Source organism: Proteiniborus sp. MB09-C3 (genome assembly GCF_030263895.1).
Lineage (GTDB): Bacteria > Bacillota > Clostridia > Tissierellales > Proteiniboraceae > Proteiniborus.
The window spans coordinates 853007-866884 of record NZ_CP127161.1 but is presented as its reverse complement, the minus strand read 5'-3'; the positions used below and the strand labels follow the sequence as shown (position 1 = coordinate 866884).

General features: G+C 33.8%; 11 protein-coding genes and 1 other annotated feature. Of the genes, 3 read left to right on the top strand and 8 right to left on the bottom strand.

The window, feature by feature from the left end; genetic code table 11:
• Positions 1 to 124 precede the first annotated feature (124 nt).
• Positions 125 to 1405, bottom strand: a complete 1281-nt coding sequence (serS, locus tag QO263_RS04250) for a serine--tRNA ligase (protein WP_285626774.1) — start codon at positions 1403 to 1405, stop codon at positions 125 to 127.
• Positions 1406 to 1488: 83 nt separating this feature from the next.
• Positions 1489 to 1684, bottom strand: a binding site (T-box leader).
• Between the two features lie 392 nt (positions 1685 to 2076).
• On the opposite strand from serS, the gene QO263_RS04245 reads away from it, so the two are divergent.
• From QO263_RS04245 to QO263_RS04235, 3 genes are all read left to right on the top strand, one after another.
• Positions 2077 to 2619 (top strand): SdrD B-like domain-containing protein, encoded by a 543-nt coding sequence (locus QO263_RS04245; RefSeq protein ID WP_285626772.1) that lies wholly within the window; start codon positions 2077 to 2079, stop codon positions 2617 to 2619.
• A gap of 68 nt (positions 2620 to 2687) precedes the next feature.
• Positions 2688 to 5210 (top strand): hypothetical protein, encoded by a 2523-nt coding sequence (locus QO263_RS04240; RefSeq protein ID WP_502928692.1) that lies wholly within the window; start codon positions 2688 to 2690, stop codon positions 5208 to 5210.
• A gap of 238 nt (positions 5211 to 5448) precedes the next feature.
• Positions 5449 to 7734, top strand: a complete 2286-nt coding sequence (locus tag QO263_RS04235) for an SdrD B-like domain-containing protein (RefSeq protein ID WP_285626769.1) — start codon at positions 5449 to 5451, stop codon at positions 7732 to 7734.
• 291 nt (positions 7735 to 8025) lie between these two features.
• Here the strand turns inward: QO263_RS04235 and QO263_RS04230 are convergent, their stop codons facing one another.
• The 7 genes from QO263_RS04230 to QO263_RS04200 form a co-directional block, all read right to left on the bottom strand.
• The gene (locus tag QO263_RS04230) at positions 8026 to 8568 is read right to left on the bottom strand and encodes a hypothetical protein (RefSeq protein ID WP_285626766.1); all 543 of its coding nucleotides are present in this window, start codon (positions 8566 to 8568) and stop codon (positions 8026 to 8028) included.
• Positions 8569 to 8826: 258 nt separating this feature from the next.
• Positions 8827 to 9489 (bottom strand): Dph6-related ATP pyrophosphatase, encoded by a 663-nt coding sequence (locus QO263_RS04225; RefSeq protein ID WP_285626764.1) that lies wholly within the window; start codon positions 9487 to 9489, stop codon positions 8827 to 8829.
• 817 nt (positions 9490 to 10306) lie between these two features.
• On the bottom strand, positions 10307 to 10753 hold the full coding sequence (locus QO263_RS04220; protein WP_285626762.1) for a DUF3788 family protein: 447 nt from the start codon (positions 10751 to 10753) through the stop codon (positions 10307 to 10309).
• A 31-nt stretch (positions 10754 to 10784) separates the two neighbouring features.
• A complete protein-coding gene (locus QO263_RS04215; RefSeq protein ID WP_285626760.1) occupies positions 10785 to 11015 on the bottom strand; it encodes a hypothetical protein in 231 nt (76 codons plus the stop codon).
• Positions 11016 to 11069: 54 nt separating this feature from the next.
• On the bottom strand, positions 11070 to 11813 hold the full coding sequence (locus tag QO263_RS04210) for a hypothetical protein (RefSeq protein ID WP_285626758.1): 744 nt from the start codon (positions 11811 to 11813) through the stop codon (positions 11070 to 11072).
• A gap of 203 nt (positions 11814 to 12016) precedes the next feature.
• Positions 12017 to 13081, bottom strand: a complete 1065-nt coding sequence (locus QO263_RS04205; protein ID WP_285626756.1) for a DUF4179 domain-containing protein — start codon at positions 13079 to 13081, stop codon at positions 12017 to 12019.
• A complete protein-coding gene (locus tag QO263_RS04200; RefSeq protein WP_285626755.1) occupies positions 13074 to 13574 on the bottom strand; it encodes an RNA polymerase sigma factor in 501 nt (166 codons plus the stop codon). Before QO263_RS04200 ends, QO263_RS04205 begins: the two co-directional genes overlap by 8 nt.
• Positions 13575 to 13878: the final 304 nt, after the last annotated feature.

Sequence of the window (13878 nt, the reverse complement as noted above, 5' to 3'; positions counted from 1 at the left end):
GTATATTTGATATATGATATCCTCAATAGATATGTAGAGATAAAGAAAATGCCGATATCTATAAGAATACCAATTAATGCTTACAACAAAAAACCGCCACAAAAGTGACGGTAATAAACAACAATTATTTGATTAACTCCTTACCACCCATATACATTTGCAATGGTTTCGGTATTGATATGGTACCATCTTCTTTCAGATTATTTTCTAAAAATGATATCAGCATTCTTGGAGGCGCTACAACTGTATTGTTAAGAGTATGCGGGATATAGTTTTCTTTATTTTTACTTTTTACCCGGATAGAAAGACGTCTTGCCTGTGCATCTCCTAAATTAGAACAACTACCAACTTCAAAATATTTTTTCTGCCTTGGTGACCATGCCTCTATATCTATACTCTTTACTTTTAAATCTGCTAAATCACCTGAACAACACTCCAAAGTACGTACAGGTATATCTAAAGTGCGGAAAAACTCAACTGTATATTGATATAGCTTTTCAAACCAAGCTGCACTATCTTCTGGTTTACATACCACAATCATTTCCTGTTTTTCAAATTGATGAATTCGATATACTCCACGCTCTTCAATGCCATGAGCACCAACCTCTTTACGAAAACACGGGGAATAGCTGGTTAGTGTTTGAGGAAGTTTTTCTTCATCAATAATTGTATCTATGAATTTGCCAATCATGGAATGCTCGCTTGTGCCTATGAGGTATAAATCCTCGCCCTCAATCTTATACATCATATTTTCCATTTCTGAGAAGCTCATAACACCATTTACAACATTGCCTCTAATCATAAATGGAGGAATATAATAGGTAAATCCTTTGTCAATCATAAAGTCCCGTGCATATGAAAGAATTGCAGAATGCAGACGTGCTATATCACCGCAAAGATAATAAAAACCGTTTCCACTTGTTTTTCTTGCACTATCAAGATCAATACCTTTTAATTTTTCCATAATATCAACATGATATGGTATCTCAAAGTCCGGTACAACAGGCTCTCCAAATCGTTCAATTTCAACATTCTCGCTATCATCTCTGCCGATAGGCACAGTGGAGTCTATAATATTGGGAATAACCAACATCCTCTTGCGAATCTGAACTTCAATATCCTCAATTTTCTTCTCCAATTCGGAGAGTTCATCTGCCATAGCAGCTATATTTGTCTTCGCTAATTCAACTTCATCCTTTTTCCCTTTTGATATCAATACGCCAATCTCTTTACTGATTGAATTTCTTCTGCTTCTGAGATAATCACGTCTTGATTTTGCTTCCCGATTTTGAACATCTAAAGCAATAACCTCATCTACAAGCGTGATTTTTTCGTTCTGAAATTTTTTTCTAATATTTTCTTTTACAATCTCAGTGTTTTCACGCAACAACTTAATGTCTAACATTATTTTCCTCCTCATATATATTTTTTTATAGAGATAACAGTATGAGTTGAGAAAAATAAAAGCCTTTCGAACCCATACAAATAATATGGGACGGAAAGCATCCGCGGTGCCACCCAATTTGTCAGATAAAACTGACCACTCTAAAGTGCTGTAAAGGGCACGCCCTTCGACTCATCGCCGACAGCTCTAAAAATGGAACAGTTTAACCTCTCACCGGTTCACACCAACCACCGGCTCTCTGGGAGATTTATAAACCTTAGTTTTTATCATCGCTATTAAATATATTATATGCATATATAGATAATTTTACAAGAAGAATTGTTATTCTGTGGAAAAGCATAAGATTTCACCTTATCTCTAAGGCTTACTTGAGAAATACCAGCCCAATGATATCGTCTGTAGCACCTTCTCCTAGATCAAATTCAAAAACAAAGTGAATCTTCATAAAGATATTCTACAAGGCTAAGATCATTTTCAAAGTGCTAGTCCTCTGTCGCAATAACTGCAAGAATAAAACTCTCACAGATGGAAAGTTAAACACATTTTTTCACCCTAAATCCCTTCTTAATATGAAATCGACTAATGTAACCAAAAGCTTTATACTGAATAATATATTGTAGGTCATAAAGTATATTACTTTATGACAAATTCTTCATGAAAGATGTGATATTATGCCTACAGTATCAGGTCGAGTGGTATTTAACAGAAATGGAAATACCACGATTAATGCTGAAAACTCAGGCTTAGCAAATATACCAATAGTATTACAAAATATGACAACAGATGCTAGGCTTGTGGTTCTTACAGATTCTAATGGTAATTATTCATTTGAAAATGTACCAAATGGTAATTATAAAATTGCAAAATCCTATGGAATAACCGAAAGTATTCCCACTTCTAGAGATTTTAGTTCTGCAACAAATACTTTAAATAATTTAGATTATGTAACTTCAAGTACAATTTTAGTAACTGTATCAGGAGAAGATGTATTTGACCAAAACTTTGTTGATAAAATCAAAAATAATTATACAATAAAGTCCAATGTCCTTCCACTTAATACACTTGACCCAGCAGACGTTTCAATTATAAAAACAGCAAGTCCAAGCCCAGTAAATGCAGGAGATATACTAACCTATACAATCCAAGTATCCAACGCTGGACCAGATGATGCAGAAAACGTTATTGTAAGGACATTGTTCCGCCAGAAATTCTAAATCCAGAATACTCGATAAACGGAGGAATAACTTGGATTCCGTGGCCCGATTCTTATACCATAGGCACATTGCCAAGTGGTGACACAAGGACTATTTTAATTAGGGGAATAGTAGACCCATTAGCTACAGGAACTATTTTTAATACTACCAGTGTAACTTCTACAACACCCGACCCTAATCCAGGTAATAACTCATCTACAGCAATTACACCAATTACTACACTTGCAGATGTTGCGGTTACAAAAACAGGCAGTCCAGACCCTATAGCTCCAGGAGATATGATAAATTATACAATTGATGTAATAAACTTTGGACCATCTGCTGCACGAGATGTTACCTTAAATGATGTTGTCCCATCTACGATTTTGGGTGCAGAGTACTCAACAGATGGAGGAACAACTTGGTTACCTTGGACTGGTTCTTATGATATAGGAATTATGGGAAGCGGCGAAATAAGGCCTATTTTAATTAGAGGAACAGTTGACCCATTAGCTCCATCAGGACCTATAACTAATACAGCAAATATAACTTTCACAACATCTGACCCTAATCCAGGAAACAATTCATCAACAATAACTACAGATGTTAATGCACTTACAGACCTTTCTGTTATAAAAATTGCAAGTCCTAATCCAGTAAACGCTGGAGACATACTGAATTATACAGTTGATGTATCAAACTTTGGACCGGGAGATGCACAGAACGTTGTTTTGACAGATGCTGTTCCACCTCAACTTTTAGGTGCAGAATATTCGACAGACGGTGGAATAACTTGGTTACCTTGGACTGGTTCTTATGATATAGGAACACTGCCAAGTGGAACATCAATAACTGTTTTAATAAGAGGCACAGTTGACCCATTAGCTCCATCGGGACCTATTTTTAATACTGCAACTGTAAACTCATCTACGCCAGATTCTAATCCGGATAATAACACATCTACAGTTATTACAGATGTTAATGCAATACCAGCAGACCTTTCAGTTGTGAAAACGGGCACTCCAAACCCAATCAACGCTGGAGATATGATAAATTACACAATTGATGTGGCAAATGCTGGACCAGGAGATGCACAAAACGTTGTTTTGACTGATGCGGTTTCACCTCAACTTCTAGGTGCAGAATATTCGACAGACGGTGGAATAACTTGGTTACCTTGGACTGGTTCTTATGATATAGGCACATTGCCAGGTGGAGCATCAACAACTGTATTAATAAGGGGAACGGTTGATCCTTCAACTCCATCAGGCTTTATTTTTAATACTGCAAATGTAACTTCAACAACACCTGATCCAAATCCAGATAATAACACATCTACAGTGATTACAGAAGTCAACGCAATACCAGCAGACCTTTCAGTTGTAAAAACTGCAAGTCCAATCCCAGTCAATGCTGGAGAAATGCTAACTTATACAGTTGATGTGTCAAATGCTGGACCGGGAAATGCACAAGACGTTGTCCTAAATGATGCTATTCCACCTCAACTTTTAGGTGCAGAATATTCAATAGACGGTGGAGTAACTTGGAATCCTTGGACTGGTTCCTATAATGTAGGCACATTACCAGTTGGAGCTACTACAACAGTTTTAATTAGAGGAAAAATAGATCCATCAACTCCACCAGGACCTATAATTAATACAGCAAATGTTACTTCATCAACACCTGACCCTAATCCGGATAATAATTCATATACGATCGTCACAGATGTTAATGCACTTGCAGATGTTTCGATTATAAAAACAGGAAACCCTAATCCTGTAATACCAGGACAAATATTAAATTATACAATTGATGCAACAAATTTTGGACCATCAGATTCACAGGATGTTATGGTAAATGACATTATACCGCCTCAAGTTTTAGGTGCAGAGTACTCTACAGATGGAGGAGTAACTTGGTTACCGTGGACAGGGAATTATAATATAGGCACATTACCAGCTGGAGCTTCAAATACTATTTTAATTAGAGGAACTGTAGATCCATCAGCTACAGGCACCATATTTAATACTGCAAATGTAACTTCCACAACGCCAGACCCAAATCCAAGCAACAATACATCTACAATAATTACTACAATAGCAACAGGTGAATCAGCTGATGTTTCGGTTACGAAATCAGCAAGTCCCAATCCAGTAATGCAAAGGAGAACATTAGTTTATACAATCAATGTATCAAATGCTGGACCATCAGATGCACAAAGTGTTGTTTTAACAGACGATATTCCATCTAGAATTTTAAGACCACAATTCTCTACAGACGGGGGAGCAACTTGGAGTCCTTGGACAGGAAGTTATAATATAGCCACATTACCAGCTGGAGCTTCTAGAACTATTTTAATTAGAGGAACTGTGTGTGTATCAGCTGAAGGCACTATATCTAATACTGCAAATGTAACTTCCACAACACCAGACCCAAATCCAAGCAACAACACGTCAACAGTAAATACCTTCATCTGCAATTATCCTAAAAAGTGTTTCTGTTGTAAAAACAAAGGTTGCAAATATTATAAAAATATGATTTATAATCTTAATATAATAAAATGTCCTTCCATCCCCGCAAAAGGATTCAAATCATTAAAAACCCCATATTAATGGGATTTTTCTATATAATATCTTAAAGGCCACGATCATTCTCAAAATACTATTTCTCTGTTGCAATGACGACAGGAGTAAAATTCTCACAGATCGAAAATTTCACATATATCTTCACTCTAAATATCTTCCTAATGAGAAACCTACTAATGTAACCAAAAGCTTTATATTGAATAATATATTGTAGGTCATAGAGTATATCATTATATGACAAATTTTTCATGAAAGATGTGATATTATGCCTACAGTCTCAGGTCGAGTTGTATTTGACAGAGATAGAAGTGCTACAATTAATGCTGGAGACTCAGGTCTAGCGAATGTACCAATAGTATTGCAAAATACGGCAACAAACGTTAGGCTTGTAGTTCTTACGGATGCTAATGGAAATTATTCATTTGAAAATGTCCCAGATGGTGATTATAGAATTGTAGAATCCTATGGAACAGCAGGAGGGGTTCCCACACCAGGAGATTTTAGTACTGCAGCAGTCGGACTTATTCCATCAGGAGAAGATCCACCAATCAGTTTTGCAACAAATCCTCCGCCAGGTTCTACTAATTTAGATTCTGTAACTCCAGATACGCTTTTAGTAACTGTATCAGGAGCAGATTTAACTGATCAAGACTTTCTTGACGGACCAGTTATCTATACACCTATAGAAGATATACTGGATTCATGTGCAACAGTTTCAGATATAAATCTTATCGATGCTGCTAACAATGGAACATTTGGTTTTTTCTCTCAAGGTACGCCTGCTAATACTGGGGCTCCAGTCGAACCCTATCCAGGTGTGACACCAGACTTCACCTATGTATTGCCAGATCCAAGTGACTATACGCCTTCTGATGGTGAATATACTGTGCAAAATATTATGAATGATGCATTCAGCAATACAATAGGAGCTTGGTGGCGTATTGCAGATCATACCACAGGTAATGAAACGGGAAGAATGATGGTAGTAAATGGTTTTAATCCAGGTGCTGTTTTCTTTAGAGATACCATTCCAGTGCAGCCAAATACAAACTATTTGTTTAGCTCATGGATTCTAAACCTATTTAAAGTAACTGGTTACCCAGATCCTCAGCTCGGTGTACGAATATTAGATGAAAACGGCAGCCCAATATACAGTACAACATTGGGTAATCAAATTCCTGTTAATGCTGACGCTCCAGAATGGAAAGAAATAGGTACTGTGATCAATTCACAAAACAACACAAATCTTACAGTAGAATTCTTAAGTGAAGGACCTGCTGCTATTGGAAATGATTATGCTATAGATGATATATCATTAAGAGAAATTCAAGTTCCAGAATTTATGCCTATAAAAACTGTAAGCACACCTGTTGCGAGTGTTGGACAAATAGTAACCTATACCGTAACATTGGAAAATACTTGTACTAGTCCTCTAACAAATGTATCCTTCCAGGATATCGTACCAAATGGTTTATCTTTTGTACCTGGAACTGTAACAATTAATGGATCACAAGATCTAGCCGCAGATCCTAATACTGGATTTACTATACCTGATATTCCAGGAGGTTCTATTGCTACAATAACCTTTGATGCTAAAGTTGATTCTGTTCCAGTTCCTAATCCAACTCTTAATGCAGCAACGATGGATTACTCCTATACCCCTGTAGAAGGAGGAATTGAAAATAATTATACCGTAAATTCAAATACTGTTCCACTTGAAGTACTTGCCTCAGCAGATATTTCAGTTATAAAAACAGCTAATCCAAACCCAGTGAATGCTGGAGAAATGTTAATTTATACAATTAACGTATCAAATGCTGGACCATCAGATGCTCAAAACGTTGCTTTAACAGATACTATCCCACCAGAGATTATTAACCCAGAGTTTTCTATAGACGGTGGAGTAACTTGGAATACTTGGGTTGGAAATTATGATGTAGGCACATTGCCAAGTGGAGCCTTCACAACTATTTTAATTAGAGGAACTGTAAATCCGTCAGCTACAGGAACCATATCTAATACTGCAAATGTAACTTCCACAACACCAGATCCTAACCCAAACAACAACACATTTACAGCTATTACTACAATCGGAGCGGCAGAATTAGCTGATATTTCGGTTGTAAAATCAGCAAGTCCTAATCCAGTAATGCCAAGGCGAACATTAGTTTATACAATTAATGTATCAAATGCTGGACCATCAGATGCACAGAATGTTGTTTTGACAGATGCTATACCATCTAAAATTTTGAGAGCACAATTCTCTACAGATGGTGGAGCAACTTGGAGACCTTGGACAGGAAGTTATAATATAGGCACATTACCAAGTGGAGCTTCTAGAACTATTTTAATTAGAGGAACTGTATGTGCATCAGCTACAGGAACTATATCTAATACTGCAAATGTAACTTCTACAACACCAGACCCAAATCCAAGCAATAATACCTCAACAGTAACTACCTTAGTCTGCAATTATCTAAAAAAATGTTTCCGTTGCAAAAATAAAAACAAAGGCTGCAAATATTATAAAAATATAGTCTATAATTCTTAATATAATAAAATATGTTTTTCATCCCCACAAAAGGATTCAGATAATTCAAAACCCCATATTATAAGGTTTCAGATTGTTAACTTATGGCTTCTTGGTTTGCTAAAATCAAGAAGCCATTACAACATATTTTATTGATTTTGGGCAGCTTCCAATAAAAACAGCACATACCTTTTTCTTATGTATGTGCTGAATATTTATGGTATGACACGCAAACGTAGAAAAACTATATAATCAAGAAACAAAGCCTTTAGTGGCTCTAAACGGCGTTGTGCTTATTTGGTAAGTGTGTTATTAATCCACTATCTCAAACGTAAATACAACGGGGTTTACAATATTTTCGCTAAGGGGAGACACATCAACTGACTTAATCTTCAGTTTTATTCCCAATGCTTTTTGGTATTCATACAAACGCCCACCTGCACATCTTTCAAAATATGTTTCAATTGATGCTGGAAATCGAAACATTCCTTTTGGTGCATGCTTGTAGTATCCATGGTTACAGGCAAAAGTGACTGTGATTGTATTATCATCATTCAAAACGGCTGTTCTGCCAAAGGTGTTTGTAAATAGTTCCAGCCTTTCGGCAAGGGTCTTGTTAGCATGTTCAAGTGCAAAGGCTTTGCGTTCTTTATCGTACCCAGTACCTCTGCAACTTCCGTTTTGCTCGTATAGCCGAAAGCGTTGCTCCTTAGTGAGCTGTTCTTCCATCGCTTTTATAAATTTTTCTTCGCATTCGTCTCCTTTATATGTTTGAACAATATGCTCAAACAAAGGCAATATATCATCAGGAATTTCATTTTTACGCATTCGCATAATTTTCAGCATAGTTTTCATTTGCATAGACCCTCCTATTTAATATCCACCACAAGATAATACAAAATTTGTTCGTTACATCGTAAAATTAGTATATCATACCAAATATTTCTTTTCTACAGTATAAATATTATATTAACTTAACCAGTTTGCATATTATCCGATAAATGTTATAATACGATTCATACAAAAAGGCTATTAGCATATGAATATCGACAGCCTGATACCCCATGTTATGGGTTTTTTATATAACAGAAAAAATATCTGATTATGTTATTTTTATTCTAATAAAAGAGGCAATATTGAGTAATTACCATTTCTTATTATTTCGTCAAATTTAAAGTCTATAGATTCTTTAAAAAGTGGTCCGTCGTATACAAATGTGTGGTATTCGCCATCTTCTCCACAAATATCTGCACCTTCAGCTACAATTTCTGCCATAAGCTCTTTTGTTAAGGTTCTTCCTAGAAACCTTTCGCTAAGTCTAGATGAATCCACAATGGTTATGACAGCTTTAAAACCACTTTCTATAAATTCATAAACCAATTCCTTTCTGCTTTCATTCCAAAGTGGAAATATACTTTCAATATTAGCAACTTTGCAACGAGAATCGCACCAGTCATAATGAGCTTGTATATCAATATCACCAAAAACACAAGCATTAATACCATTGTCTTTAAGCTTTAACAAAGCCTTTTCAAAATCTTTAGTATAATCATCTCCCACCCCTGTTTTTACAAGGTCTAAAGGAATATCTATAAGCTGTGAAACCTTATTCAAAATCTCTACTGGTACCCCATGAAACCATGAACGGCCAGCGTTCTCATTATAAGTAGTCAGTAATCTTACTGGTTCATACCCACTTTTTATAGCTCGATATAGTGCAAGTACTCCGTCCTTTCCTCCACTATAAGATGAAACAAACTTTATTTCTTTATTCATACTCATTTCTCCTTACTTTTACTATTTTTTGCTCAACTTCATAAGCATCTACATATGACTTGAGGGGATAAAAAAGATTCTACAAAAATAAACGGTCTGCTACTTTTCCAAAATAACTCCATAATTAACCACTCATTCTCGCCCAATTTTAGCTTGTTTTTTATCTATCAGTCAGAAATCTAGGATATACGAGCTAAAGACTGTCTAATATAATAAATTTTTATACAGCCTTCTTTTATCTTACCTATTTTTTATTTATACCCTCGTATTTTAGTTTGATATACTTTAGATCTATAACAACGTAGTAGACACATTTTCTCATGCAATATTTATGGCACTATTTTAGAGTTATATTTCCATTTATGTAACTAAGCATATCAGGTATCATCTATATTTACCATAAATACAGCAAATAAAAATATTCCATTCGTAAATGGCTCCAATCACATTTTCAAATATACAATAAAAAATACACAGAACAACGCTTCTAGTAAGTATATAAATAAGTATCAATTTTTATATACATTTTATCAAAGGATAAAACCTCCAGGATAAATTTCAGGAGGTTTTATTATCCGTATGAGGAAGCATAAGACATACTTCAATATTAACTTAAACTTCTTAAAAGCCTTTTATATCAGCCTATTCTTACTGTCTTCATCACTTGTTTCCATGTGGGTCTTGACAGTCAAAAAAGATGATGCTTGAACCTGGTGAGGCCTTGGCGAGGAGACTTTCTATTGCTTGTACTTTCTGCAATAATGGATACCTTAAACATTATTGTTGCCACCTAAGTTGTATCTCATTGCTCTAGAAATTATTTGTTTGTCACAGCAATGGGTTTTACTTTTACCTTAATAAACTCTAATGCTTCCATTATATCTCCTTCTCTAATTACTCGATAATTAATCCAGCCACCATGCTCACCACACGGATAACGACTAGACCATATCGATTTTGCTTTATCTGATAGAAAAACTAGTTTATTCTCCATTTCGGAAACCTGTTTATCACCAATCTGAGTTAAAATTGTGAATCCACCTTGTTCAAAAAACAAATAGCATAGATGTTTGCTTTTATGACTGTATTTATATCCCCAGCCATAATTCTTACCAAATGGAATTTTTAATTCTCTATGTAAATCATATAACTCCATCAAAAAAGATTCAAATTGATTTAATCTATCCAATGCTGTCTTTCCGATCGTCTTCTGAATTGCATCCGTCGTTGGAATATTCATTTTGTTTAACATCCGTTCATACATTAAACTCACCTCACAAAAGCTACTTTTGATCTTATTCTTTTTCAAAGATCTGCTCTTCTATAAATCTTCTTTTCGACATATCCAATTCATAACCCTGCATTTCATTAAGGCAAGCAAAAATTTCCTGCGATGATTTCTGCATGGATAAACCTATATCAACGGTTCCATCTACCCCAAATTCATTTAACACAACATTGCCCACAATAAACAGGCCATGAGGTACGTCGCAAACTTCTGCACCAAGATTTGTTATCTCATTCACTCCATTCTCATAGATCAACGACAGTGATACATTATAGTGATATTTGAAATAAAATTATTTTATTTCTATTAGTTTTTTATGTAAATATTCATATTGCTTAAGTTGATTTGGCAAATACTCAAAATAGGCTTCAAAAACCTTCCCATCTTTTATTATAACAGTTATAGCATCCAATGCTTCGTTTAAATTTGATACAGTTAATTTTCCATTATCGTACTCATAGATATTGATAAATGAAGTAGCTCCTGCAACTACTGATGAAACAACTTCTTGCATTCCATCTTTATCTAGATCTAGCTCCTCTGTATGTCCTTCTGCACGTAATAACGTTTGTGGCAAATCATTATCAATAAAGTAATAATTAGTTAGTGCATAGTTTGAACCCATTGCTCCCTGAATTTTTACTGAATTTATACCAAATAGTTTCACTTCTTCAATTGAATATAGGTCTGAATTATTTTTCTCTATTAGCATAGACACTTTTCCAAAGTCATATATTTTTTTATTTATAATAACACCACTATGAAAATCCTCTTTATCTTCTTTATGAATGAAAATAATAAATTTATTGTCACCTACATTATGTTGCTTTATAATTTCCTGAATTTTGTCTTCGTTTATATGAGTTATATTATTTTCTATAACAACGTCTTTGAATTGCAATGGTATAATATACTGTTCTTCTATAGCTGACTGATTTTGCGTATTTTCTGGTTCAGAATTTTCCCCACAAGCTGTATTAGTAAATAAAATTGCCAATGTTACGATAGTAAGTCCTAATATCTTAATAATTTTCAAAATTTATCACCTTCCTTAAGTGATTTCATTATATACTATTTTCCTCATACAGCAAATATCCTAACACATATGATGCTGCAATAATTACCATTTGTAGCAGTCCAAAATTTAAAAGGATCTTTACATAGTTTTTGAATAACATCTATCTCACGACTAATTGATAAATCTTTTATCAACTCTTTATAATTATACATGATTCTTACTTATATATCGTTAAAATCAATCAGTATTTCCAAATCCCCTATTATGATATATCTTATATTTTCTAATTCTATTTCTCCATATTCTATTGTGTACATATTCTTATTATAATAGGTACCTAGATTATCTCCTTCTGCACTACCGCCAGTTCTAGGTATATAATTTCCATCTTTTAATTTTATATCTACATAATGTTCTTCATTGAAATCTTTTAATGACATTCCCTTTAAATCTCCATTTTCAGAAGTAAGGTATATTCTTATATCCAATGGTGAATAGTATATTTTTTCTAATTTAGCTATTCCATCTTCATATTCGAATTCTTTATTTATTTCATGTATTTGACCTAGATCTTTATATTCTAGTGGTACATCCAATACCCAATTTCCATTTACCGTCCTTCCAAATAACCCTAGATTTAATCCACTTATTTCTAGATGTAAGTTCTCACCTATCAAAGTCCCTCCTACTATATCGTGGAAATCTGTTGAATATCTTTTTAGAAAATATACTTTTTCTAATTTTTCATCTATACGATTTAAAGCATAATAGCTTTTAGCATCTGATATATCTTCATCTTCACTAGCTCCTATATATTCTCTACTTGTTTTTACTCCAAAGCTTGTTCTTCCATCCCTTTCTCTAATCCTTATTTCCTTTCCGTCTTCTCTTTCTATAGAAAATACTATATAAACCACTTTACTATCTCCAAATAAAGATTCTGCTGTTATCTTATATCCTTTATCTGCGTCTGATATATTTATCTGTGTTGCGTCTTCAGATACAGACCAGTCTATTACTCTGTTTGAAAAGTCTTGATACTTATTGCTAACTGCAAATCCTATTATACTCAATACAAACACTAATGATAATACTATTATCGGTCTAAATATTTTACCCTTAATTTTAGATTCCACGGCTCTTATGATTACATCATTTTTAATTTCTCTCATATTATTTTCCATTGCGTTATTTTTTTTATCCATAATTTTATTATAAATCTCTATCCTTTTATTATCACCTGGTTCTAATTTTTGAAAGAGTTTATTAATATCATCTTTATTCATTTAATTCCCTCCTTAACTTCTTTTTTAATAACTTCCGTCCTCTTGACAGCTGTGTTTGAATTGTACTTTCTTTTATGTTTAATATTTTAGAAATATCCTTAACATAATAATCTTCATAATAGAATAAATAAAGTACTATTTTATATTTATCCGGTAATAAAAGCAGCTTTTCTAGAACATAATATAAATCTGGACCCTTTTCCTCATTAGTTAATTCAGGCAAACTCTTTATATCTACCCTCCGAGACTTCCAAAAACTTTTATTTATGTCTCTACAAGCATTTTTAGTTACTTGTATTAACCATGCTTTTCTATTTTCTTCACTTTTAAAATTTCTTTCTTTGCCTAATAATTTCAAAAATACATCTTGAACTATATCCTCAGTTTCTTCTGTATTTCTTAGGTAAAGCAAACTTATTCTATAAATCATACTAAAGTACTGCTCATACACCTCCTTAAATTCTTCTCCATTCCAGCAATCTAACTCTTTCACTAATTCACCTCCTCATATATAACACGAATGACTAGTTATAAATATCTCATAAATATAAACAAATTAGCTTATCAAGCATAATTTTTCTATCCGCTTAGTAATAAAGCATCACAATTGCAATTATAAAGAACCTAATTATCTATCCATATTATTTATATAAGTTCATATATTCAAGTGATTTACCATATATAAATAACTTTGATATTGTTCTCATTCTGTTTTTGGATATAAAAAACCTGCTAAGTCTATTTGGTCCTTTAAGCTGACCTAAAAACTTAGCCTTTTTTGTTTTTTGTATTTAGTT

What these genes read in the sequence shown, in the direction of transcription:
- serS (WP_285626774.1), bottom strand. Translation starts at nt 1,405, where the DNA reads ATGTTAGACATTAAGTTGTTGCGTGAAAACACTGAGATTGTAAAAGAA.
- QO263_RS04245 (WP_285626772.1), top strand. Translation starts at nt 2,077, where the DNA reads ATGCCTACAGTATCAGGTCGAGTGGTATTTAACAGAAATGGAAATACC.
- QO263_RS04235 (WP_285626769.1), top strand. Translation starts at nt 5,449, where the DNA reads ATGCCTACAGTCTCAGGTCGAGTTGTATTTGACAGAGATAGAAGTGCT.
- QO263_RS04230 (WP_285626766.1), bottom strand. Translation starts at nt 8,568, where the DNA reads ATGAAAACTATGCTGAAAATTATGCGAATGCGTAAAAATGAAATTCCT.
- QO263_RS04225 (WP_285626764.1), bottom strand. Translation starts at nt 9,489, where the DNA reads ATGAATAAAGAAATAAAGTTTGTTTCATCTTATAGTGGAGGAAAGGAC.
- QO263_RS04220 (WP_285626762.1), bottom strand. Translation starts at nt 10,753, where the DNA reads ATGTATGAACGGATGTTAAACAAAATGAATATTCCAACGACGGATGCA.
- QO263_RS04205 (WP_285626756.1), bottom strand. Translation starts at nt 13,081, where the DNA reads ATGAATAAAGATGATATTAATAAACTCTTTCAAAAATTAGAACCAGGT.